This window comes from Exiguobacterium sp. UBA5002, from assembly GCF_002396765.1.
Classification (GTDB): Bacteria; Bacillota; Bacilli; order Exiguobacteriales; family Exiguobacteriaceae; genus Exiguobacterium_A.
This window is the reverse complement of sequence record NZ_DGYQ01000019.1, coordinates 1-20554: the sequence shown is the minus strand read 5'-3', so window position 1 is coordinate 20554 and position 20554 is coordinate 1. Positions and strand designations below refer to the sequence as shown.

At 47.5% G+C, this 20554-nt stretch carries 25 protein-coding genes, 10 tRNA genes and 1 riboswitch; of the genes, 28 read left to right on the top strand and 7 right to left on the bottom strand.

The window, feature by feature from the left end; genetic code table 11:
- Window positions 1–35: 35 nt before the first annotated feature.
- Together B4C70_RS04225 and B4C70_RS04220 are read left to right on the top strand one after the other, a co-directional pair.
- Entirely contained in the window at window positions 36–1481 is a 1446-nt protein-coding gene (locus B4C70_RS04225; RefSeq protein ID WP_290777151.1) for an alanine/glycine:cation symporter family protein, read from the top strand.
- Between the two features lie 86 nt (window positions 1482–1567).
- Window positions 1568–2029: a hypothetical protein gene (locus tag B4C70_RS04220; RefSeq protein ID WP_290777149.1), complete on the top strand. Its 462-nt coding sequence runs from the start codon at window positions 1568–1570 to the stop codon at window positions 2027–2029.
- 125 nt (window positions 2030–2154) lie between these two features.
- On the opposite strand, the gene B4C70_RS04215 is transcribed toward B4C70_RS04220, so the two are convergent.
- Window positions 2155–2967, bottom strand: coding sequence for an aldo/keto reductase (locus B4C70_RS04215; RefSeq protein WP_290777148.1), 813 nt, complete (start codon window positions 2965–2967; stop codon window positions 2155–2157).
- Between the two features lie 159 nt (window positions 2968–3126).
- Between B4C70_RS04215 and B4C70_RS04210 the strand changes: the two genes are divergently transcribed.
- Window positions 3127–3330 carry a hypothetical protein gene (locus tag B4C70_RS04210; RefSeq protein ID WP_290777146.1) on the top strand — a complete coding sequence of 68 codons (204 nt, stop codon included), beginning with the start codon at window positions 3127–3129 and terminating at the stop codon, window positions 3328–3330.
- 39 nt (window positions 3331–3369) lie between these two features.
- Here B4C70_RS04210 and B4C70_RS04205 read toward each other — a convergent pair whose 3' ends face one another.
- Together B4C70_RS04205 and B4C70_RS04200 are read right to left on the bottom strand one after the other, a co-directional pair.
- Window positions 3370–4680 carry a Na+/H+ antiporter NhaC family protein gene (locus tag B4C70_RS04205; RefSeq protein WP_290777144.1) on the bottom strand — a complete coding sequence of 437 codons (1311 nt, stop codon included), beginning with the start codon at window positions 4678–4680 and terminating at the stop codon, window positions 3370–3372.
- 80 nt (window positions 4681–4760) lie between these two features.
- Window positions 4761–4865, bottom strand: a riboswitch (SAM riboswitch).
- Window positions 4866–4933: 68 nt separating this feature from the next.
- Window positions 4934–5947: a metal ABC transporter solute-binding protein, Zn/Mn family gene (locus tag B4C70_RS04200; RefSeq protein WP_290777142.1), complete on the bottom strand. Its 1014-nt coding sequence runs from the start codon at window positions 5945–5947 to the stop codon at window positions 4934–4936.
- A 169-nt stretch (window positions 5948–6116) separates the two neighbouring features.
- On the opposite strand from B4C70_RS04200, the gene B4C70_RS04195 reads away from it, so the two are divergent.
- Both B4C70_RS04195 and B4C70_RS04190 read left to right on the top strand, forming a co-directional pair.
- A complete protein-coding gene (locus B4C70_RS04195) occupies window positions 6117–7106 on the top strand; it encodes an alpha/beta hydrolase (RefSeq protein WP_290777140.1) in 990 nt (329 codons plus the stop codon).
- 17 nt (window positions 7107–7123) lie between these two features.
- Window positions 7124–7714 carry a histidine phosphatase family protein gene (locus B4C70_RS04190; protein WP_290777138.1) on the top strand — a complete coding sequence of 197 codons (591 nt, stop codon included), beginning with the start codon at window positions 7124–7126 and terminating at the stop codon, window positions 7712–7714.
- Here B4C70_RS04190 and B4C70_RS04185 read toward each other — a convergent pair.
- Complete coding sequence (locus tag B4C70_RS04185; RefSeq protein WP_035412187.1) at window positions 7711–8202, bottom strand: YwpF family protein; 492 nt, start codon at window positions 8200–8202, stop codon at window positions 7711–7713. The two genes, B4C70_RS04190 and B4C70_RS04185, sit on opposite strands and share 4 nt — an antisense overlap.
- A 141-nt stretch (window positions 8203–8343) precedes the next feature.
- Between B4C70_RS04185 and B4C70_RS04180 the strand changes: the two genes are divergently transcribed.
- The gene (locus B4C70_RS04180) at window positions 8344–8670 is read left to right on the top strand and encodes a hypothetical protein (RefSeq protein ID WP_029342848.1); all 327 of its coding nucleotides are present in this window, start codon (window positions 8344–8346) and stop codon (window positions 8668–8670) included.
- A 51-nt stretch (window positions 8671–8721) separates the two neighbouring features.
- Here the strand turns inward: B4C70_RS04180 and B4C70_RS04175 are convergent, their stop codons facing one another.
- Together B4C70_RS04175 and B4C70_RS04170 are read right to left on the bottom strand one after the other, a co-directional pair.
- Entirely contained in the window at window positions 8722–10173 is a 1452-nt protein-coding gene (locus B4C70_RS04175; RefSeq protein WP_290771906.1) for a nicotinate phosphoribosyltransferase, read from the bottom strand.
- 17 nt (window positions 10174–10190) lie between these two features.
- The gene (locus B4C70_RS04170; protein ID WP_056059910.1) at window positions 10191–10724 is read right to left on the bottom strand and encodes a cysteine hydrolase family protein; all 534 of its coding nucleotides are present in this window, start codon (window positions 10722–10724) and stop codon (window positions 10191–10193) included.
- Between the two features lie 162 nt (window positions 10725–10886).
- Between B4C70_RS04170 and B4C70_RS04165 the strand changes: the two genes are divergently transcribed.
- From B4C70_RS04165 to B4C70_RS04155, 3 genes are read left to right on the top strand one after another with little or no spacing between them, the layout of a single operon-like run.
- Entirely contained in the window at window positions 10887–11162 is a 276-nt protein-coding gene (locus tag B4C70_RS04165) for a 4a-hydroxytetrahydrobiopterin dehydratase (protein ID WP_035412195.1), read from the top strand.
- A complete protein-coding gene (locus B4C70_RS04160) occupies window positions 11152–11652 on the top strand; it encodes a hypothetical protein (RefSeq protein ID WP_035412198.1) in 501 nt (166 codons plus the stop codon). The genes B4C70_RS04165 and B4C70_RS04160 overlap by 11 nt, the downstream gene beginning before the upstream one ends.
- A 19-nt stretch (window positions 11653–11671) precedes the next feature.
- Window positions 11672–11935 carry a hypothetical protein gene (locus B4C70_RS04155; RefSeq protein WP_023469628.1) on the top strand — a complete coding sequence of 88 codons (264 nt, stop codon included), beginning with the start codon at window positions 11672–11674 and terminating at the stop codon, window positions 11933–11935.
- A 47-nt stretch (window positions 11936–11982) separates the two neighbouring features.
- Here the strand turns inward: B4C70_RS04155 and B4C70_RS04150 are convergent, their stop codons facing one another.
- Window positions 11983–12723 (bottom strand): rhomboid family intramembrane serine protease, encoded by a 741-nt coding sequence (locus B4C70_RS04150; protein WP_064300646.1) that lies wholly within the window; start codon window positions 12721–12723, stop codon window positions 11983–11985.
- A gap of 68 nt (window positions 12724–12791) precedes the next feature.
- Here B4C70_RS04150 and acpS point away from each other — a divergent pair, with 68 nt between their 5' ends.
- The 19 genes from acpS to B4C70_RS04055 all read left to right on the top strand — a co-directional run bounded on the left by acpS (window position 12792) and on the right by B4C70_RS04055 (window position 20402).
- A complete protein-coding gene (gene acpS, locus B4C70_RS04145; protein WP_290777134.1) occupies window positions 12792–13172 on the top strand; it encodes a holo-ACP synthase in 381 nt (126 codons plus the stop codon).
- Window positions 13150–14223, top strand: coding sequence for an alanine racemase (alr, locus tag B4C70_RS04140; RefSeq protein WP_290777132.1), 1074 nt, complete (start codon window positions 13150–13152; stop codon window positions 14221–14223). The genes acpS and alr overlap by 23 nt, the downstream gene beginning before the upstream one ends.
- A 139-nt stretch (window positions 14224–14362) precedes the next feature.
- Window positions 14363–14587, top strand: a complete 225-nt coding sequence (locus B4C70_RS04135; RefSeq protein WP_290777130.1) for a hypothetical protein — start codon at window positions 14363–14365, stop codon at window positions 14585–14587.
- A gap of 3 nt (window positions 14588–14590) precedes the next feature.
- Window positions 14591–14941 (top strand): type II toxin-antitoxin system PemK/MazF family toxin, encoded by a 351-nt coding sequence (locus tag B4C70_RS04130; RefSeq protein WP_023469623.1) that lies wholly within the window; start codon window positions 14591–14593, stop codon window positions 14939–14941.
- A gap of 194 nt (window positions 14942–15135) precedes the next feature.
- Entirely contained in the window at window positions 15136–15462 is a 327-nt protein-coding gene (locus B4C70_RS04125) for an STAS domain-containing protein (RefSeq protein WP_023469622.1), read from the top strand.
- Window positions 15459–15941: an anti-sigma B factor RsbW gene (gene rsbW / locus B4C70_RS04120; RefSeq protein WP_023469621.1), complete on the top strand. Its 483-nt coding sequence runs from the start codon at window positions 15459–15461 to the stop codon at window positions 15939–15941. Before B4C70_RS04125 ends, rsbW begins: the two co-directional genes overlap by 4 nt.
- Complete coding sequence (sigB, locus tag B4C70_RS04115; RefSeq protein ID WP_023469620.1) at window positions 15907–16704, top strand: RNA polymerase sigma factor SigB; 798 nt, start codon at window positions 15907–15909, stop codon at window positions 16702–16704. Before rsbW ends, sigB begins: the two co-directional genes overlap by 35 nt.
- A gap of 63 nt (window positions 16705–16767) precedes the next feature.
- Entirely contained in the window at window positions 16768–18888 is a 2121-nt protein-coding gene (locus B4C70_RS04110) for a Tex family protein (protein WP_290777128.1), read from the top strand.
- Window positions 18885–19325: a SprT family protein gene (locus B4C70_RS04105; protein ID WP_195865960.1), complete on the top strand. Its 441-nt coding sequence runs from the start codon at window positions 18885–18887 to the stop codon at window positions 19323–19325. Before B4C70_RS04110 ends, B4C70_RS04105 begins: the two co-directional genes overlap by 4 nt.
- Before the next feature lie 149 nt (window positions 19326–19474).
- Window positions 19475–19549 (top strand) — tRNA-Asn (locus B4C70_RS04100).
- A 7-nt stretch (window positions 19550–19556) separates the two neighbouring features.
- A tRNA-Ser gene (locus tag B4C70_RS04095) sits at window positions 19557–19648 on the top strand.
- A gap of 49 nt (window positions 19649–19697) precedes the next feature.
- A tRNA-Glu gene (locus tag B4C70_RS04090) sits at window positions 19698–19772 on the top strand.
- A gap of 3 nt (window positions 19773–19775) precedes the next feature.
- Window positions 19776–19851: transfer RNA gene (locus tag B4C70_RS04085), tRNA-Val, on the top strand.
- Window positions 19852–19887: 36 nt separating this feature from the next.
- A tRNA-Asp gene (locus tag B4C70_RS04080) sits at window positions 19888–19963 on the top strand.
- Window positions 19964–19967: 4 nt separating this feature from the next.
- Window positions 19968–20039 (top strand) — tRNA-Gln (locus B4C70_RS04075).
- A gap of 7 nt (window positions 20040–20046) precedes the next feature.
- Window positions 20047–20122, top strand: a tRNA-Lys gene (locus tag B4C70_RS04070).
- 17 nt (window positions 20123–20139) lie between these two features.
- A tRNA-Leu gene (locus B4C70_RS04065) sits at window positions 20140–20226 on the top strand.
- A gap of 4 nt (window positions 20227–20230) precedes the next feature.
- Window positions 20231–20307: transfer RNA gene (locus B4C70_RS04060), tRNA-Arg, on the top strand.
- 18 nt (window positions 20308–20325) lie between these two features.
- A tRNA-Ile gene (locus B4C70_RS04055) sits at window positions 20326–20402 on the top strand.
- The last annotated feature ends 152 nt before the right edge of the window (window positions 20403–20554 follow it).

Below are 20554 nucleotides of genomic sequence, written 5' to 3'. Positions count from 1 at the left end.
AAGAGAAACTATGTGGTGGAAGTGGAGGGAATCGGATGGAGAAGCAGGTAATGGATGTAGTCAGTAGAATCAGTGACTACTTATGGACGAACGTACTGATCATCTTACTCGTCGGATTAGGGATTTATTTTACATTCCGGATGCGGTTCGTTCAATTCCGGATGATACCGGAGATGTTACGCTTACTGTTCCAAGGAACGGATAAAGGGAAAGACGGCGTGTCGCCATTCCAAGCATTTGCGATCAGTACGGCAGCACGTGTCGGTACTGGTAATATCGCGGGTGTCGCAACAGCGATCGCACTTGGTGGACCAGGAGCGGTCTTCTGGATGTGGTTGATTGCCTTGATCGGCTCGGCATCGGCATTCGTCGAGAGTACACTCGCGCAGATCTACAAGGTGCGGGACAATAAGGCATGGCGTGGGGGCCCTGCCTATTATATGGAAAAAGCACTCGGTCAACGTTGGTTAGGGATTTTATTCAGTATCTTGATTACGATCTCATTCGGATTTGTCTTCAATTCCGTTCAATCGAATACGATCTCGCTTTCACTTCAAAATCAATACGGCTTTGATAAGACATGGATTACGGTCGGACTAGTCGTGCTGACGGCACTTGTCATCTTTGGTGGCGTCCGTAGTATCGCAACCGTCGCGTCTTTCCTCGTACCGATCATGGCCGGTGGTTATATCCTGATCGCGCTCTATATCATGGCGACGAATCTTGAAGTACTGCCAAGTATTTTTAAATTGATCTTCCAAGAAGGGTTATTCGAGTTTAAGACGTTAGCAGGGGGAGCAATCGGGGCGGCCGTTCTGAATGGTATTCGTCGCGGTTTGTTCTCGAACGAAGCCGGTATGGGTTCAGCACCGAACGCAGCGGCAACAGCGGAAGTCTCTCACCCGGTCAAACAAGGGTTGATTCAATCGTTTGCGGTCTTCGTTGATACGTTGATGGTCTGTTCGGCGACAGCGATGATCGTTCTCGTCAGTGGAGTGGCAACAAAGGATGCTAGTGGTCAACCGGTAGCTGGGATCGACTTAGCGCAAGGTGCGCTCGCATCACAAGTGGGATCACTCGCGACAGGATTCATGGTCGTCGCGATTTTCCTCTTTGCTTTTAGTTCTGTCGTCGGAAACTACTACTACGGTGAATCGAATATCAACTTCATCCGTGAAAATAAACAAGTCTTGATGGCGTATCGTGTACTCGTTCTCGTCATGATCGTCTTCGGTTCACTCGTTGAATCGGCGAACCTCGTGTGGGCGTTGGCAGATATCTTCATGGGACTGATGGCGATCGTTAACTTGTATGCGATCTTCCGTCTCTCGAAAATCGCGAAACTAGCGCTCGAAGATTATGTCGGGCAACGAAAAGCTGGAAAAGAGCCACGATTCTATGCGGACTCGATTCCGAACTTGCCGGGGAAAGATGCGCTTGAAGCATGGCAAGAATCAGAAAAAGACGAAAAAGCAATTTAAGGAAAAGGGAGTCAGAGAAATCTGGCTCTTTTTTTGTATAGAACGAATTTAAAAAGGGAATACAGAGTACAGAAGGGAGGGGGAGAATGGAAAACGTACATTTCGTCCGCGTCACGGATGCGGTCTGGGAGTCGTTCGGAAACGATCCCCACATCATCATGGACTGGATTTTATTCATTCATGAGACACAACCCGATCATGAACAATTGTTCGCCCTCGAACAGACGAACACCATCTATCATTTGATGAATCAAATCGATATCTATATTGATCAAGACACACATTACAACCTGGGACGAGCGATCGTTGGCGAAGAGTTGATCGTCAATGAGGAGAAAGCGGCGATTGTCGGTATTCTGCCCTTGCCACTCCTCATCATCTCGGCTGAGGTGATGCGGAATTTTGATCAACGGGCACTCGCTTCGATTCATGATGAAGCCGGAACACCGGGCGAATTCGAGGATATCTGGGAACAGTTTGCCGATTTACGTGCCTATTTTCAAAAGGCAGAAGAAGCGGAAGATACGATTTTGATTTATTATGTCTGATCAGCTTAAATCATAAAAAAAAGAGACCCGCTTCCAAGTCGTAGACTGGAAACGGGTCTCTCGTCGTTCAGATGAAGCAAGACGTCTTCACATGGAAGCCGTTCTTTTTTACGATAACCTTTAGATTAAAAATCGATTTCGTCTGGATCCGGTCCGAGGCGGACATCCGTTGCCAGACGATCAATTCTCTCAAGATCATCGGCATCGAGTTGGAAATCAAAGACGTCGAAGTTTTCTGCAATGCGTTCTGGTGTGACGGATTTTGGAAGAGCAACGATACCGTTGTCGAGGTGCCAGCGCAAGACGACTTGTGAAGGTGTCTTACCATGCTTCTCTGCGATTTCCTTGAAATCGTTGATTTCGAGGAATTTCCCTTGCATGAGTGGACTCCATGCTTCGACTTGGATGTTGTGATCTTGCAAGTATTCGTGCAGTTCGTGTTGTGGCAATTGTGGATGCAATTCGACTTGGTTGATCATTGGTGCCATCAAGCCCTCTTCTGCCAATGTATCGAGGTGATGTTCTTTGAAGTTCGAGACACCGATCGCTTTGATCTTGCCTGCTTCATACAGTTCAACCATTGCTTTCCACGCTTCGATATAGCCTTCGACCGGCCAGTGGATGAGATAAAGGTCAAGATAATCTGTTTCGAGACGTTCGAGCGATTCTGCGAATGCTTCCTTCGTCCGACCGGCACGAATATCATCGTTCCAGACTTTTGACGTTAAGAAGAGATCCTCACGTTTCACGCCGCTTTCCTTGATTCCTTTTGCGACACCGCGCTCGTTTTTGTAGACAGCAGCCGTATCGATATGACGATAACCGACACGTAATGCTTCAGCAACAGCAGCGGGTGCTTCTGTCTCTTCGTCTACTTGCCAGACACCGAATCCAATTTGGGGAATCGTAATACCGTTTGAAAGTTTTGCGTATTGCATGTGTTACTCCTCCTCATAAAACGTAGTTTAGATTTGCTCGTTTAGTTTAGCACGAACGAACGAAACCGTCCGTTTCCATGCTCATGGAGGAATAGAATGGGTTAAAATAAAAGAGAATTCATCACATCTGACCGTATGTCAGAAAGAGGGGGAGAAAGGATGGCTCAAAAGAATAAAAAGCTATCAAAGGGAGCTTGGCTTAGTATTAGTGCCTTGTTGGTCACGCAAGCAGTTAGCCTATTTTTCAGTGTACGAAAATCAGGACGTAACCCGTGGGTATGGGGAGGCGCGGGACTCGTTCAGTTTCCACTTCCAGCAATCGCGTATTTGATTTTAGAACGACAAGCGAAGCAGAAAAAATAACGAAACAGGTCCGATCATAGCGATCGGACCTGTCGTTTGTTAAGAAGAGATTTTTTCTTGTTGAGCAACTGATTTCTTTGGACGTGGGAAACCGAAGATGATGGCAATCGATCCACAGACGAAGAGCAGGAACGGATAGAACAGATACGGAATCAGTTCCGGTGAAGCCGTTTTCGTCAATTCTGCTGCAATCAAGAGTTGCGCCCCATACGGAATGATACCTTGAATCCCACAAGAGAAGATATCGAGAATACTCGCTGATTTCTTGCGATCGACTTCATACGTATCAGCGATTTCAGCTGCCAGTGGTCCAGCGACGAGAATCGAGATCGTATTGTTCGCCGTTGCGAGATTCGTCGCACTGACGAGTGCTGCCATACTGAATTCGGCACCGCGACGCTGAGAAATCTTGCGCGTCAACGTCTCTTTCAAGTAGACGATTCCACCGTTGAACGTGATCAAGCTGACGAGACCACCCATGAGGAGCGTCAAAATGGAGATTTCCGCCATGCCCATCATTCCTTTTGACATCGAGAGGACGAAGCCACTCAAGCCGAAACTACCATCAATCATACCGATGATGCCGGTGAGTAACGTACCACCAATTAAGACAAGAATGACATTGACGCCAAATAGTGCAAGGACGATGACAGCAAGATATGGAATCAACTTGTAGAATTCAAATGCTTTTGCTTCGACGACGTCACCAGAACCAGAAACGAATGCGAGTAGGATGACCGTCAAAATAGCAGCCGGTAGGACGATCATGAAGTTCGTCCGGAACTTATCGCGCATGTTCGTTTTTTGGGTACGGACGGCAGCAATCGTCGTATCCGAGATGAACGACAAGTTATCGCCGAACATCGATCCACCAACGACTGACGCTGCTGCGATCGCAACGTTGATGCCTGTCGCTTCATGAATACCGAAGGCGATCGGCGCGAGTGCAGCAATCGTTCCAGTCGATGTTCCCATTGCCATCGAGATGAAGGCAGCGATGATGAACAGACCACTCATCAGTAATGACGGAGGTAGGAACGTCAAAGCAGCATTGACGGTTGCATCGATGGCACCGATTGCTTCTGCCGTTCCAGAAAACGTACCGGCTAATAAGAAGATGAAGACCATGATCATGATATCAGGATTTCCGGCACCCGTTGCGATTCGTTCGACCGTTTGATTGATGGATCCTTTCGTCGTGATTGCAGCAAAGATCAAAGCGATCAATGCGGCGATAAGGATCGGAAATTTGTAAAAGTCGTCATAGAAGATCCCGGCTCCGATGAAGAGGACCAGGAATACGACGAGGGGAAGCAGTGCCCATTTGTTAGGCATGATCGTTTCATTCATTGTTGACACCTCGTTTCTCAAAGATACAAAAAAGACCCCTTCGCAAGAAAGAAGGAGGTCTTTATGAAATAAAGACGCTCTTCTTATCTCTCAAGCTTTCGCTTGCTGGATTTGGCACAGTACGAATCAAATCGTCCGCTGCCGAAACATCATTGGGCCAGTCCCTCCGTTTCTCGCGATAAAAAGAAGTCATTCAATTGTTTAAAACACGTTTCTTACCGTACCGCATTGAGTAACGCGTGTCAACTGTACTTTACTGAAGTGCTTGTTTTAACGTCTGGACGTTTTCTTCCATCAATTTAAAATAAGAGCTGTTTTGCTGTGCTTTCGTGACGGACTCTAGATTATGAATCGTCACGGATTCAGCTCCGATTTCTTTTTGAATGACACGTGCGACCTTAGGTGAGACCGTTTCTTCGAACGCGACGTATTTCAAATCATGCATCCGTGCTTCTTTCACTAAAGCAGCCAGTTGCTTTTGTGACGGTTCATCGGAAGGAGAAATTCCCGCGATCGGCAGTTGCGTGAAACCATATCGTTCTGCGAGGTAACCGTAAGCGGCATGCGTAACGAGAAGTTCTTTTTTCGATCCATCAGCGACGGCTTGTTTGAATTCTTTATCTAGTGCGTCAGCTTGCTGATCGAACGCTTTTAAGTTTTTCTCGAATGTCGCTTTGTCTTTTGGTATTTCTTTTGATAGAGCGACTGTGATGGAACGTGCCATTGCTTTTGCGTTGGTAGGATCGAGCCAGACGTGTGGATCGTATTTTCCGTGGTCATGGCCTTCTTCTTCATGCGCAGGTTTATCCGTTGCGTGATCATCGTGCCCTTCTTCTTCGTGGGCATGTTCGTCTTCACTATGCCCCTCTTCTTCATGTGCATGGAGTGTAGCATCCGATTCTAGTAAGTTGACGTCCTTACTCGTCTCGACGAAGCGGACATCCGTGCCTTTTAGACTCTCCTGGATTTTTTTCGAATACGGCTCGAGCGTCGTACCGGTTAAGAGGAACAAGTCGCCCTTAGCAATCTCGGTGAGTTGTTTTGACGTCGGCTCGTAAGAGTGGGGGTCTGCTCCAGGTGGGACGATCATCTTGACGTTGACTTGATCCCCTCCGATTTCGCGGGCAATAGCAGCCGTCGCGAACGTTGATGCATAGACTTCTGTCTGGGTTTTATCTGAAGTCGATGAATCGGTATTCGAACCGCAAGCAGCGAGAACACTTGCACTTGCGAAAGCGACTGTTAAAGCGGGAATGATTTTTTTCATTATATGATACCTCCATTATTAAAACGTAACTATTCCGATTTGGACTTTCTCACTATAGCGGAACGCTGGTGAAGCGTCAAGTACGAATACCGAGACGTTCGACTTCTTTTAAAACGGGGTAGAAGGATAATAAAGTGAAGAAACTAGCACGTCTTTTGGAGGTGATCAAGTGAAACGTGAAACTGCATGGCTAATGGGGGGAGCTGCGTTATTGACGACGGCAGCAGCGGGAGCGAGTATCTGGAACAATTATGGTGCATTGCTTCGATGGACCGAACCCGCCTTGCCACTCACAGAAAAACAACTTGCACCGCGGACGCTCACCTACAAACAGGTGGGAAACCGCATCTTACAGCTCGATCTCTATTATCCACCGGGAGAAGGACCGTTTCCAGTTGCCATCTATGCACACGGTGGTGCATTCGTTCGTGGAGAGCGCGATGACATGTTCTGCTTTAGTCCAATCGTCGACCGTCTGCTTGAACTCGGAGTTGCCGTCTGTAGTATTGAGTATCGTTTGTTCGAAGAGGGCAGTTATTTTCCGGATAACCTCGAAGATGTACGGGATGCGTTATGTTTTTTGAATAAGGAAGCAGAGGGTCTTCGCATTCTAAGAGGACGGATGATGGTATGGGGAGACTCAGCCGGAGCCGCACTCATGCTGACGACGGCACTTGCCCCATCTGCTTTCGTTGGTGAGCGTGATGAGCGCCACATGCCATTGATCAGTGGTGTGATCGCTTTATATCCACCGACGAACTTTTTGTTGTTTAATTTCATTCAGACTTGGATTGCCCACATTAAGTTCTACAAGGGGGGACGAGAAGAATGGCGCAAGCTGATGACGCACGTCTCACCCGTCACGCACCTAACATCGGATGCCCCGCCCATCATGCTCTTGCACGGTAAAAAAGATCCAATCGTCCCATTTTCTCAAGCCTTGCATTTCGTTGAGAAGGGAGCAGATGTCGGAGCAGATGTTCGTTTGTTTTCCTTTCCGAATGGCACCCACTCACTTGCCAGTTTCGCTCAGACGGAAAATCCGTTAAAGATCGAGCGATTGCTTGAACGAATTGAACGTTTCACCTGTCAGGTACTACTGTTGCCACCACGACAACTTCCGAATGGAAAACATGATACAATCAGTCATATTTCTTAAATGAGGGAGACAGAGACATGACTGAAATTTGTTTAGTGCGGCATGGTCAGACGGATTGGAACTTAAACGAACGGATTCAGGGAAGAGAAGATATCCCGTTGAATGCAACAGGGAAAAGACAAGCGGAACTCAGTGCCGCTTATCTATCGAATGAAAAGTGGGATGTCTTATTAGCAAGTCCCTTGTCGCGTGCCGTTGAGACAGCAGAAATCATCGGTCGTGCTGTTGGTTTAACGATTACAGCGACAGACGAGCGACTTGTCGAACGCGAATTCGGAGCTGCTTCCGGTGAACCGGTTGCGTCGATTTATGAAGCTGTTCAAGCGAACGATACGAAACGTGTTCCGGGTCTTGAAACGGAACAAGCGATTCAGGATCGCGTATTCGAAGCATTACAGGAAGTGACACGAACGTATGAGGGGAAACGAATCTTAATCGTCTGTCACTCGCATACGATCAAAGCAGCCTTATCGTCGATTGATGAGACATTCAGTTACCGGACACCTTTGAAAAATGCATGTGCGAATTATATCCAATATACGGACCACTATACGATTGATCGAATCAATGTAGCGGATCACATCACGGACGAAGTCGAAAAACCTTAAGAAATCGGTGTTTCTGGATGTTCTGCTAGATACTGTTTAAATGTTTCTTTAGCGATACTCGTGATATGTGCACCGCGTTTTGAACGACGATCCTTGTATTCTTGGACGAGTTCCTCACCAGCGAATCCATCTTCGACGACTTCACGTAAGATCGATTCGGATAAATCATTCTTCATCATGACCATCTTACCAGTGAAGACATAGGAGACGTGTTCGCTTAAGGCAGTCCGTTCAAGAGGCGTGACGATCATCGCGGCAGGGTCATTATCGGGTCGTGAGATCGTGATTTCAATCAAAGCACGTAAATGTTTTGTGAACAATTCATCGACGATCGGCTGATCGCTCGAAGGAACGACGATTTCTGCGACCCATTGTGCCGTTTGTTCGGTACTGACCGTTAGTCCGTCTTGAATGGCGACGGGAATCGTCGTATCACGTCCTGACTCGTCCATTAAAATGCGCAATGTGCATAATTTAAAGGTTTTCATGAAAAAATGCCCTCCCTTGATCGCTTACGATTTTTCTACAGTATACCGTGAGGAATGTGGGACGGGAAACTTTTCCTGACGAAATTCGTATGAACTATGTTTAAATAAGACTAGATATTACTAACAGGAGGATCGTTCATTATGCCGCAAGTACTCATTGGAATATTAGGAATCCTGGGTATTGTCTTACTTGCCCACCATATCATCATGTATTGGCATGCTGAACCGACAGACCGCCCGACGCTTGCATATCGCATTGCGCTCCTGATTGCCTGTTTGCTACTCATTAGTGGAAGTGATCATTTAATCAGTATTTTTTACGCGGATTCCTTAGCAGAATTCGGTCAACGCATAACGTATATCGTCTTCATCGGAGGTGCGCTTGGTTTCGCGTGGTACTTTCGTAAGAAGATGGAACAAGCGCCAACAGAAATGACACCTGTCGGAAACGAAGCAGGATTAACATGAGAAAAGCGCCGTTCATCCTGAGGGAGGAAGAACGGCGCTTGTTTGTGCGTCTTATTTTAAACCACTCGTGAGTCGTGTTTCCCGAATCATGTCGAGTTTGAGTTTCCAGAGACGGTCACTGAATGTGACGGCATAAATCTCTGGCAAACGGAGACGTTTGTACTCCTCCCAAAGACGACCAATCTGCGTTTCATGGAAGTGACGGATCTCTTCAATCGTTGGAACTGTATAAATTAGCTCTCCATCTTTGAAGATCGGTTCAAGCAAGCGTTCGACCTTGAACTGCTCCACACGGTTACGGAACGATGGGTCCCGGACGTCGATGAGATCGACGGCTTCAAGTGTCGATGGATCCTCGTCCATCAACGTCACGTAATCCCCTTTAAACTTATCCGTCACCGGATCGATGATGCGATAGACTTCCTTGATGTGTGGTGTCGTCGTCTTGGCTTTTGACGAGGACACTTTGATGACAGGCGTGAGTTCGCCGTCTACTTCACGCGCGACCAGTTTATAGACCATTCCGAGAGCGGGTTGCTCGTAAGCTGTAATACCACGTGTTCCGACGAGGAACGTATTCGCTTGGGCGCCTTGGATGCGCAAATCTTGGATGACGTACTCATCGAGATCCCCTGACAAGACGATGTCGACTTCCGGGAAGCCGGCTTCGTCAAGCATGTTACGAGCACGTTTTGACAAATAAGATAAGTCACCAGAATCGATCCGGATTCCGCGCAGTTTATGTCCTTTGGCTTGGAGTTCCTTTGCGACCGTGATGGCATTCGGCAGACCACTCTTGAGTGTGTCATACGTATCGACGAGTAACGTCGATTGATCCGGATAGTGAGAAGCAAATGTCCGGAATGCTGTTAGTTCATCATCATGGAATTGAATGTCGGCATGTTCCATCGTTCCGCCACATGGGATTCCGAAATCGCGTCCTGCTGAAGCAAGACTTGTGACGTCAAAACCAGCGAGGTACGAAGCACGCGTTCCGAAGTAAGCAGCATCGATGCCTTGCGCACGTCGGGCACCGGCTTCAAGAAACTTCGCACGGGGTGCCGATTGACGAATGCGTGCGTATTTCGTCGCGATGAGTGATTCATGGTTCGCGATGTTCAAAATCGCGGTCTGTAAGAGTTTCGCTTCAAAAATTCGTGCCTCGATCCGAATCAATGGTTCGTTCGGGAAGACGATCTCACCTTCTTTGACACTGGAAATCGAACCGTTGAACTTGAATTGACGCAGTTCATCCTTGAATTCATCTGGGAAGCCGATCATCTCTTGCAAGTACGTGATGTCTTCTTCCGTGAAACGGAGTGTTTGAATGTACTCGATGATGTTCTCAAGACCCGCAAAGACGACATACCCTCCTGCAAACGGATTCGAACGGTAGTAGACATCGAAGACGGCACGTTCATTGTGACGTCCTTCTTTCCAGTAGATATACATCCACCGTGGTAAGTATAGATCGGTATGGAGTGCAAGATTACGTTGTAACATAACGGACAAATCCCTTCTTATTCGCCGACGACTTCTGCGCCGATCGATTGTTTAAAGTGTGTAAGCGCCCAGTCGTGACCCGTCGCGTTAAAGCTTGCGACCGCATCGGCATGGACGACGATATGATACCCGAGATTGTAGGCATCGACAGCTGTATGAAGGACACAAATGTCCGTACAGACACCGACGAGGTGGACTTCGCGGATACCACGTTCACGCAAGCGTAAATCAAGGTCCGTCCCGGCGAACGCACTGTAACGCGTCTTATCAATGACGTGATCAGCGACACGTGCCATGGCTGCGACTTTCCCAAACAAATCACGTCCATGTGTTCCGCGAATATTATGCGGCGGGAAAAGGACAGTTTCCGGATGGAACGTATCACCTTCCTCATGAATATCGTTGGCAATGACGACGTAGTCCTCTGTTGAAAATTCCTCCATCAATGTAGCGATCCGGTCTTCAATCGCCTGTCCTGGTTTTCCACAAGTCAGCTTCCCTTCGTCAGCAACGAAGTCGATCGTGTAATCAATGACAATCAGAGCGCGCATGTGCGTGAGCCCCTTTCGGTTTTGAATTAGTGTTCTCTTTCACATTGTACTCTATCTCACATAGAAGGCGAAAGGAAGAAATCGGATACAAACAGGTATAGAGAAGTAATAGAATGGGGTATAAAGTATAGGACGAAAATGATAGTAGAGGAGGAGAAAGGGATGGCTAGGTTGAATGAGTATGAAGTGGAAGAGCGTCTTGAACGATTGCAGGATTGGAGTATCGTCGATGATGAAATCGTCCGAACGTATACACTTCCATCGTTTCCTGCGGCACTGGATTTCGTACAGGAAGTCGGGAGTATCGCCGAAAACTTGAATCATCATCCACGGATCGTGATTGACTATAAAAACGTCACACTTGCGGCGACGACTCATGATGAAAACGGATTGACGGAAAAAGACTTTCAACTTGCGGAGGCCTGTGATGCCATCTAAACTTTCGATCACATTCGGTAGCGGTTCGTTTGTTGAACAAATTCGTTCTCGGGACGCTCACATTCGTGTTGCTAGCGGAAGCGGTGACGCTATCCTCTGGATAGAGACGGACTCGAAATCACCTTTTCAAAGTGGCAATACCTACACGTTGCTCGAATCACGTGGAAATTTTTCGGATGAAGGCAGTCTCTTCTACTGGTCGATTCCGGCAGATCAAAATAGCGGAGATTTATTCGTACATCAAGTGATGTCGAATCCGAAAGTCATCGGAGCAGAATATGGTGGCTTCCAGGCTTTTCGAATTGGACGTGTCGAGAAGGGGACGGATCTCGTCTTATTGATTCAGTTCCATGAGACAAGCGACGGGGCTCGTTATGCAAAATCAGTTGAACGTCTCACGGTAGACCAGTATGCTGAAGAGGCAGGGAAGTCGTTCGCGCCTTCTCCCGTCATGAAACGGTATCAAATCGTACCACCAACAAATGAGTGAGATGCAGGGGGACTAACAGATGAAGAAGAACTATTTTGTCGTAGCAACACTTGGTGGCGCACTTGTCGGCGCTACTTTATCACTACTGCATAAAGATACGCGCCAAGCGCAGTTTGCAGCAGTGAAACGGACATTCAGCGGCGCAGGAACACAATTGTCTGCTGTCAAACAAGATCCAAAAGGGCGCTTTGAGGAATTAAAAGCACTCTATACGGATAATCAGGAAACGATCCATAATCTGATTGACGACGTGAAGGACTTAGCAGAAGTACTTCGCAAATAAGCAAAAAAGGACTCGCGCGTGTAGCGGAGTCCTTTTTGCATGCTGGTTTACAAGTAACGGAAGAATAATCCGAGTACGGCAAATGCGATGATGATATAGAAGAAGATCCGACCAAGTTGACCAGAACCGCTTACGAAGACAGGTCCACCGCTCGAACGACGACCGGTTTGAAACGGACGTGTGAATGGGACGGCACGATTACCAAAGACGAATCCAAAGAGGAATCCGAGGACGAAACCGTACAAATGACCAAAGACAGCAACGTTCGATCCGAGCAACGTAAAGACTGCCGTGACCGCAGTAAAGATATACACAAGACGTGTATCGTCTGCTAGGATGACCGTCCGCTTGAATCGACTCAAGTAGACATAAAAACCAAGCAAACCAAGAATGGCACCCGATGCTCCAGCTTGACCATAAAACGGTTCGTTGATTTTCGTGAAGTACGTCAAGATGTTCGCGAGCGTACCAACGAGCAAGTAAAAGGCTGCAAATCGACCATGACCGATCATCCGCTCAAGTGGTGGAGCGAAGATGACGAGAGCAAACGTATTGAACGCAATGTGCCAAAAATCGTAATGCAAGAACGTTGCTGTGACGACACGCCACCATTCACCTTGTTCAATTAAGAGATTGATGGATGCCCCTGCATTTAGAGGAGAGAATGTCAGATTAAGGAGTGGGCCCAACTGTTCGATGACAAACAGGGCAACTTGGATTAAAATGAACAACGAAACGACCGGATAAGAACGTGTGAACGTTTGTAGGTTTTCCGTTCGACTAAACATGACAACACCTCGCTTCATCTTCATTCTATATGAAGATGGCGAAGAATAGAACTGTGGAGGCATCTCAGATGATTTATGGAATTGGAATCGATTTGGTCGAACTGAATCGAATCGAGCAAACGCTCGAGCGACAGCCACGTTTTGCTGGGAGAATCTTAACCAAGGCAGAGCAGGAACGATTTCAATCGCTCTCGGGACATCGTCGCATCGAGTATCTCGCTGGACGTTTCGCCGCAAAGGAAGCGTTCGTCAAAGCATTCGGAACTGGCATCGGAAAAGAAGTCTCTTGGCAAGACGTTGAAGTCTTAAACGATGAGACAGGGCGACCGATCATGAGTGGACCATTCGATGGCGTCATCCACGTTTCGATCACACATTCTGAGCATTATGCATCTGCGCAAGTCTTATTAGAGAAGAGGGAATGGGATGTACCGACCAACTTGGATTGAAATCGATCGGGAAGCGATCGCACATAATATACGCGAAATCAAAACACGGATGGGCGAGCAACAGGTGATGGCAGTCGTCAAAGCGGACGGCTATGGTCACGGGGCAGTGACAGTCGCTGAGATCGCTCTTGAGAACGGAGCCGACTTACTCGCTGTCGCACTCCTTGAAGAAGCGATTGAGTTACGCGAAGCGGGCATCCAAGCACCGATTCTGATGCTTGAAGCCTTACTACCAGAACATGCACCAGTCGCTTCGAATTATGATGTCGCCGTTCCTGTCTTTTCAGCCGATTGGCTTCAGGAAGCGAAACGTCATTTGACGGAAATCGATCATCTCCGCTTGCATATCAAGATCGATACGGGAATGGGACGACTCGGACTGCAACATGTCGATGAGTTGAAGCGAATTCTTGTTGAGTGTGATGATGATCTCGTCGAGCTCGAAGGCATCTATACGCATTTCGCGACTGCTGACGAGCTGAACAGTCGGTTGTTCGAACGCCAGCTCGAGACGTTTTTATCGTATGTCGCACTAGTACCGGATATCCGTTACGTCCACTGTGCCAATTCGGCGGCAGCGATTCGCTTAGCAGGTCAAGCACCGTTTAACGTCGTTCGAGTCGGTATTGCATTATATGGAGCGATGCCGTCGGATGAGATGGCAGGTCACTATGAATTTCTAAAACCAGCATTTTCACTGAAAAGTCGTCTGATGCAGGTCAAACAAGTCGAGCCGGGTCAAACGATCAGTTACGGAGCGACTTATACCGCGCCGACGGATGAATGGATCGGTACCGTTCCGATCGGTTACGCGGATGGCTGGTCACGCAAGTTCCAAGGCTATTCGTTGATCGTAGACGGTCTACCGTGTGAAATCGTCGGTCGTGTCTGCATGGATCGGCTCATGATTCGTTTACCGCGGGAATATCCGATTGGAACGGAAGTCATCCTGATTGGAGAAGGGGCACCGATCGAGGAAGCAGCCCATTGGCTCGGAACGATCAACTATGAAGTTCTCTGTCAATTCTCGAAGCGTGTTCCGCGTCAATGATTCGTACAAGACATCAATAAGATGGCAAAAATATGTTATTTGTTTGAATTTTGATTGTATTTTCTGAATTCGACTGATATATTGAAGTAGAAAGTGAGTCGTTCGTTAAGGTTTCAGTGAATCTGGAGGTGCCATTATCTTGGTCCAACAACGGGAAATGCAGTTTGTTGAGCGAAATGTAGCGAAGGAGACGATTGGGATGAAGTCGAACCATACGACCGAAGAACGCAAGCGTCATCTACGTGAGGAATTGAAGCGTGGTTACGAAGAAATGGCAGCAATCAATTTATCGATCGTTGGCGAAATGTTCCAGATTGAAACGGAGGCGGAGTTCTCACTCCTACGTCAAGTAAGCGGGGTGTAAGCTTTGATAGTCAAACGTGGCGACGTGTTTTATGCAAATTTGTCACCTGTGGTCGGATCGGAACAAGGGGGAGTTCGTCCCGTGCTTGTTCTACAAAATGATATTGGTAACCGATTCAGCCCGACAGTCATCGTGGCTGCGATCACGGCACAGATCGACAAAGCCAAACTACCGACCCATGTGGAAGTATATCGAGAGCGACACGGATTAGAACGTGATTCGGTCATCTTACTTGAGCAAATCCGGACAATTGATAAACGCCGTCTAACGGATAAAGTCACACATCTAGATCCAGACACGATGATGAAGGTAAATAGTGCCGTCGCAATCAGCTTAGGCTTGGTTGATTTTTAGGCACTTACATAGAAGCGCAACACAAGAAGAGTCGATACTAGCGTATGCGACTTTTTTTGACCTCTTTTTTTATAAAATAGGTTTTAAAGTTTTCTTTATGGGGAAACATACCCAAGTGACCTTTTTATAAAGGGATGAGGTAGGATGAATAGCAAGACCACATAGACAGATTTTCCTTGAGGAGGAACTTGAAGATGGATTTAACAATTAAAACAGAGCAGCTTGACGGTCAGACGCATCTTTATATCGCAGGTGAGATTGATACGTATACAGCACCAAAGCTTCGTCAAGAACTAGTCCCGGCAGTTGAAACAAACGATGTCGTCGTCCACTTGGATGAAGTACACTACATGGATTCGACAGGTCTCGGCGTATTCGTCGGAGCGCTCAAAGCAGCGAAAAAGAACGGTACATCGTTCACGCTCGTCGGCGTTTCTGAACGCATCCGTCGTCTATTCGAAATCACAGGTCTTTCAAGCATCATTACAATCGATAGTGGTGTAAGAGGTGGAACGCAATGAAGAACGAACAACTAAACATGACATTACCGGCAAAACCGGAATATGTAGCCATTGCCCGTTTGACGGTTTCAGGCGTCGCGAACCGGATGGGATACACGTATGATGACATCGAAGATATCAAGATCGCTGTCTCAGAAGCGTGTGCGAACGCTGTTCAACATGCGTACGAAGGAAAAGAAGATGGTAGCATCGCCTTGACATGTAACGTCTATCCGGATGATCGTCTTGAGATTGTCGTCAAGGATAACGGCATTACGTTCGATAAAGATGAGGTCAAACGCCAAAGTGAACCGATTACGGATGCACACGATCTCGATTCCTTGCATGAAGGAGGACTCGGTATCTTGATGATCGAAGCATTGATGGATCAAGTAACGATCGAGAAAGCGAACGGCGTCACTGTCCATATGACAAAATATATGAATAGAGATGAGGTGGGTCAAAGTGCCAGCAAAGTCTCAACAACGCCATCACAGTGATGATGAAGTACTTCGACTGATTGATTTGTATCAGCAGGACGACCAAGATGAGGAAGTGCATGCGGCATTACTCGAGCGTTATTCAGACTTGGTAGAAGCTTTGGCCCGGAAGTTCTCGCGTGGTCGACCGATTCATGACGATCTCGTTCAGGTCGGCATGATTGGGTTGCTTGCAGCGCTTCGTCGCTTCGATAAGGAATTCGGTCGCAGTTTTGAATCGTTTGCTGTTCCGACGATCATCGGTGAAATCAAACGTTTCATCCGCGATAAGACATGGAGCGTTCACGTTCCACGTCGCATCAAGGAACTCGGACCGAAAATCAAGAAGGCAGTCGAGGAGTTGACGACGGAGTTGCAACGCTCTCCGCGCATCGATGAGATTGCTGCGCGTCTTGAAGTATCGGAAGAGGAAGTCCTCGAAACACTTGAGATGGGTAAAAGCTATCAAGCGTTATCCGTTGATAGCTCGATTGAGGCAGATCAGGAAGGTAGTACCGTTACCTTACTCGATCTCGTCGGGAATCAAGAAAACGGCTACGACTCCGTCGATCAGCGTCTGATTCTTGAGAAGGCATTTGCTGTCTTAACGGATCGCGAACGTTCGATTCTCGAATGTGCCTACTACCGCAATATGAGTCAAAAAGAAACGGGTGAACTACTCGGCATTTCACAAATGCACGTTTCCCGTCTCCAACGACGCGCTTTACAGAAGTTACGTGAAGCAATCAAAGTCGAACCAAATGAAGTATTCTCAAAAGACTGACCTCGTGTCAGTCTTTTTTCTTTTCCATGCGTTCTTCGGTATAATGAATGAGAGGTGAAGCAGATGGAAAAGAGAATCGCAAGTGAATTGAATGTACGTCCTGCGCAAGTGAAAGCAGTCTTACAATTGACGGAAGAAGGCGGTACGATTCCGTTCATCGCCCGCTACCGGAAAGAACAGACAGGTGAACTCGATGAGGTCGCGATCAAAGCGATTCTCGATCGACATAAACAATTAACGCAACTTGAAAGCAGGCGGAGCGACGTCCTTGAAAAGATTGAGGAACAAGGTGTACTAACGCCGGAACTCCGTCGAACGCTTGAAGAAGCGACGACGTTACAACAAGTGGAAGATATCTACTTACCGTTTCGACCAAAACGTCGGACGAAGGCGGAAATTGCACGGGAAGCAGGGCTTGCGCCACTTGCTGACTGGTTACGCGACAAGTCTGCTTATGATGAAGCGACATTCCATCGCTTGAGCAATGGGCTGGATTCGGAAGAAGCGCTGACTGGGGCACAATCGATCATTGCCGAGGAGTGGGGCGAACAAGCGACGGTGCGTGAGTTCATTCGTAAGCAAATGCGCCGTTCAGCAGAAATCGTCACGAAACAAAAAAAGGATGCAGTCGATGAAAAAGGCGTCTTTGCACAGTATTATGCCTACAGTGAGCGGATCCAACAGATCGTTCCGCACCGGATTCTTGCGATCAACCGTGCGGAAGCATTGAAAATCGTCTCTGTGAAAGTCGTGTTAGAGGAACAACAGGTTTTACCGACATTGCTTCGTTCCTACGCACAACTGGCGCCAAAGAAACGTGATATCGTCGAAGCAGCAATCACGACGGGCTATAAAAGATCCGTCTTTCCTGCCATCGAACGAGAAATTCGAAATGAACTGACGGAAAAGGCAGAGCTCCAAGCGATTGACGTCTTTGGTAAGAATCTCCGTCAACTCTACATGCAACCACCGATGAAAGGGAAAGTCATGTTGGGTCTTGATCCGGCTTACCGGACAGGATGTAAGTGGGCAGTCATCGATCCGACAGGTGAAATGAAGGAAGTCGGCGTCATCTACGTGACGATGTCAGAACAAAAAGCAAAAGAAGCACACCAAACTCTTTCGCAGCTCGTCGATACATATGGAATCGAGTTGATTGCGATTGGCAATGGTACAGCTTCACGGGAAACAGAAGCATTCGTTGCGGACTGGATGCAAGGGCAAAAAGATATCGCCTTTACGATCGTCGACGAGGCAGGGGCAAGTATTTATTCTGCTTCAGAGATTGCCCGGACGGAGTTTCCAGAGCTTCAAGTCGAACAACGATCGGCGATTTCGATTGCGCGTCGCCTGCAGGACCCACTGGCTGAACTCGTCAAAGTCGACCCGCAGTCTGTCGGAGTCGGTCAATATCAACATGATGTCTCGCAAACGAAACTGAAGGAGACGCTTGATTTCGTCGTCGAGACGGTCGTCAACCAAGTCGGAGTTGATGTTAATACAGCGTCAGAACCGCTTTTGAGTTATGTCGCAGGAATCACGAAGGCGACAGCGAAAAAAATCGTCGAACGTCGCTCGGAACTTGGGACGTTCAAAACGCGTCAGGAATTATTGAAAGTTCCTCGTCTTGGTGCAAAGGCATATGAGCAGGCTGCAGGATTCTTGCGAATTCTAGAAGGTACGCATCCGCTCGACCGGACGCCGATTCATCCAGAGCAGTACAAAACAGTCGAGAAGTTGTTCAAGACATTAGGCTTAACACTTGATCAAGTTGGAACGGATGCGGTGCGGGAACAATTGTCTACATTGTCATTACCGGAGATGGCACAGACGCTCGAGATCGGAGAACCAACACTACGTGATATCATCGAAGCGTTACAACGTCCGGGTCGTGATCCACGGGAAGCGCTCGATAAACCGTTGCTTCGCCAAGATGTTCTATCGATGGATATGATCCAAGTCGGGATGGAGTTCCAAGGGACGGTCCGGAATGTTCTTGATTTTGGTGCGTTCGTTGATATCGGAGTGAAAGAGAATGGATTGATTCATATCTCGAAACTTAGTCGTAAGCGTGTCAAACATCCACTTGATGTCGTCGCTGTCGGGGATATCGTGACGGTATGGGTGACAAATGTTGAACCAGAGCGGGGACGGATTGGTTTGACACTGGTTCCGCCGAAATGACGAATGAACAATTACAACGATACGTCGAGCAACTTTCGCTCGACGTATTTTCCTTACCGTTTCGACATGAAGCTTATTTTAATCCACGACTGAAGACGACAGGTGGTCGCTACTTCTTAGGCGATCATCATTTAGACTTCAATAAACGATATATCGATGACATGAAAGTCTTCCGCGGAATCGTGATTCATGAACTGTGTCACTATCATTTACATCTAGCAGGAATGGGACACCGTCATCAAGATCAAGACTTCAAGGAATGGTTAGAGCGCTATGGTGGGCTTCGATACAGTCCCAGAAGACAAGAAGACGAAAAAAAATCCTATCTTTATGAATGTGAGAAATGCAGCACATTATATAGAAGGAAAAGACGTATGAATACGGAAAGATATCGATGTGGTCGATGTCGTGGAAAGATTTTTTACAAAAGTAGTTGACGTTCATTTCGGAGCATGATAAATTATAGAAGTCGTCAAAACGACAGCAACTAAACAACTTATCGTCGCTAAAAACTTTTTTAAAAAAGCATTGACGGAAAGAAAAAAAGTTGCTACTATATAAAAGTGTTCCGAACAGAACGTAACGTTCCGCAATAGCTCAGCGGTAGAGCAACCGGCTGTTAACCGGTAGGTCGTAGGTTCAAATCCTACTTGCGGAGCCATTCTTTTGGAGATGTACCCAAGTGGCTATAAGGGGCGCCCCTGCTAAGGGTGTAGGCCGGGAAACTGGTGCGAGGGTTCGAATCCCTCCATCTCCGCCAGACCTCTTATGTGAAAATGTTTCTTGAGAATAATTATTAATTACGATATGGCCCGTTGGTCAAGCGGTTAAGACACCGCCCTTTCACGGCGGTAACACGGGTTCGAATCCCGTACGGGTCACCATATGGAGGATTAGCTCAGCTGGGAGAGCACCTGCCTTACAAGCAGGGGGTCGGCGGTTCGATCCCGTCATCCTCCACCATTTCTTTTTAAAGAGTTGTTTACAACTTCAAATTGCGGTCCTGTGGTGTAGCGGTTAACATGCCTGCCTGTCACGCAGGAGATCGCGGGTTCGAATCCCGTCAGGACCGCCATTTTTGGGCTGTAGCCAAGTGGTAAGGCACTGGATTTTGATTCCAGCACGCGAAGGTTCGATCCCTTCCAGCCCAGTTTTTATGTGTCATTAGCTCAGTTGGTAGAGCATCTGACTTTTAATCAGAGGGTCGCAGGTTCGAATCCTGCATGACACACCATTTTTAATTTCATATTTGCGGTCGTGGCGGAATCGGTAGACGCGCTAGGTTGAGGGCCTAGTGGTGGCAACATCGTGGAGGTTCAAGTCCTCTCGACCGCACCATATCGCACCCTTAGCTCAGCTGGATAGAGTACTTGACTACGAATCAAGGGGTCGGGAGTTCGAATCTCTCAGGGTGCACCATATTTTGTTTGCTTTGACGGGCCTATAGCTCAGCTGGTTAGAGCGCACGCCTGATAAGCGTGAGGTCGGTGGTTCGAGTCCACTTAGGCCCACCATTTTCAAAACAAACAATGACGAACTTTGAAAACTGAACGATGAGGCAAAAAACGTATTCTACGGAATACAAAAATGAATGAAGCGCAAGCTTCGTCAATCGTGACTTCGGTCACAAAAACGAGCAAGTCAAACACTTCATGGAGAGTTTGAT

Excerpts from the sequence above, each read along its gene's own strand:
- B4C70_RS04215 (WP_290777148.1), bottom strand. The coding sequence starts at position 2,967 with ATGCAATACGCAAAACTTTCAAACGGTATTACGATTCCCCAAATTGGA.
- B4C70_RS04190 (WP_290777138.1), top strand. The coding sequence starts at position 7,124 with ATGACTGAAATTTGTTTAGTGCGGCATGGTCAGACGGATTGGAACTTA.
- B4C70_RS04170 (WP_056059910.1), bottom strand. The coding sequence starts at position 10,724 with ATGCGCGCTCTGATTGTCATTGATTACACGATCGACTTCGTTGCTGAC.
- rsbW (WP_023469621.1), top strand. The coding sequence starts at position 15,459 with ATGAAGAACGAACAACTAAACATGACATTACCGGCAAAACCGGAATAT.
- B4C70_RS04125 (WP_023469622.1), top strand. The coding sequence starts at position 15,136 with ATGGATTTAACAATTAAAACAGAGCAGCTTGACGGTCAGACGCATCTT.
- B4C70_RS04105 (WP_195865960.1), top strand. The coding sequence starts at position 18,885 with ATGACGAATGAACAATTACAACGATACGTCGAGCAACTTTCGCTCGAC.
- B4C70_RS04225 (WP_290777151.1), top strand. The coding sequence starts at position 36 with ATGGAGAAGCAGGTAATGGATGTAGTCAGTAGAATCAGTGACTACTTA.
- B4C70_RS04160 (WP_035412198.1), top strand. The coding sequence starts at position 11,152 with ATGCCATCTAAACTTTCGATCACATTCGGTAGCGGTTCGTTTGTTGAA.
- B4C70_RS04210 (WP_290777146.1), top strand. The coding sequence starts at position 3,127 with ATGGCTCAAAAGAATAAAAAGCTATCAAAGGGAGCTTGGCTTAGTATT.
- B4C70_RS04200 (WP_290777142.1), bottom strand. The coding sequence starts at position 5,947 with ATGAAAAAAATCATTCCCGCTTTAACAGTCGCTTTCGCAAGTGCAAGT.
- acpS (WP_290777134.1), top strand. The coding sequence starts at position 12,792 with ATGATTTATGGAATTGGAATCGATTTGGTCGAACTGAATCGAATCGAG.
- B4C70_RS04150 (WP_064300646.1), bottom strand. The coding sequence starts at position 12,723 with ATGTTTAGTCGAACGGAAAACCTACAAACGTTCACACGTTCTTATCCG.
- B4C70_RS04220 (WP_290777149.1), top strand. The coding sequence starts at position 1,568 with ATGGAAAACGTACATTTCGTCCGCGTCACGGATGCGGTCTGGGAGTCG.
- B4C70_RS04205 (WP_290777144.1), bottom strand. The coding sequence starts at position 4,680 with ATGAATGAAACGATCATGCCTAACAAATGGGCACTGCTTCCCCTCGTC.
- B4C70_RS04155 (WP_023469628.1), top strand. The coding sequence starts at position 11,672 with ATGAAGAAGAACTATTTTGTCGTAGCAACACTTGGTGGCGCACTTGTC.
- B4C70_RS04165 (WP_035412195.1), top strand. The coding sequence starts at position 10,887 with ATGGCTAGGTTGAATGAGTATGAAGTGGAAGAGCGTCTTGAACGATTG.
- B4C70_RS04110 (WP_290777128.1), top strand. The coding sequence starts at position 16,768 with ATGGAAAAGAGAATCGCAAGTGAATTGAATGTACGTCCTGCGCAAGTG.
- B4C70_RS04175 (WP_290771906.1), bottom strand. The coding sequence starts at position 10,173 with ATGTTACAACGTAATCTTGCACTCCATACCGATCTATACTTACCACGG.
- B4C70_RS04185 (WP_035412187.1), bottom strand. The coding sequence starts at position 8,202 with ATGAAAACCTTTAAATTATGCACATTGCGCATTTTAATGGACGAGTCA.
- B4C70_RS04180 (WP_029342848.1), top strand. The coding sequence starts at position 8,344 with ATGCCGCAAGTACTCATTGGAATATTAGGAATCCTGGGTATTGTCTTA.
- alr (WP_290777132.1), top strand. The coding sequence starts at position 13,150 with ATGTACCGACCAACTTGGATTGAAATCGATCGGGAAGCGATCGCACAT.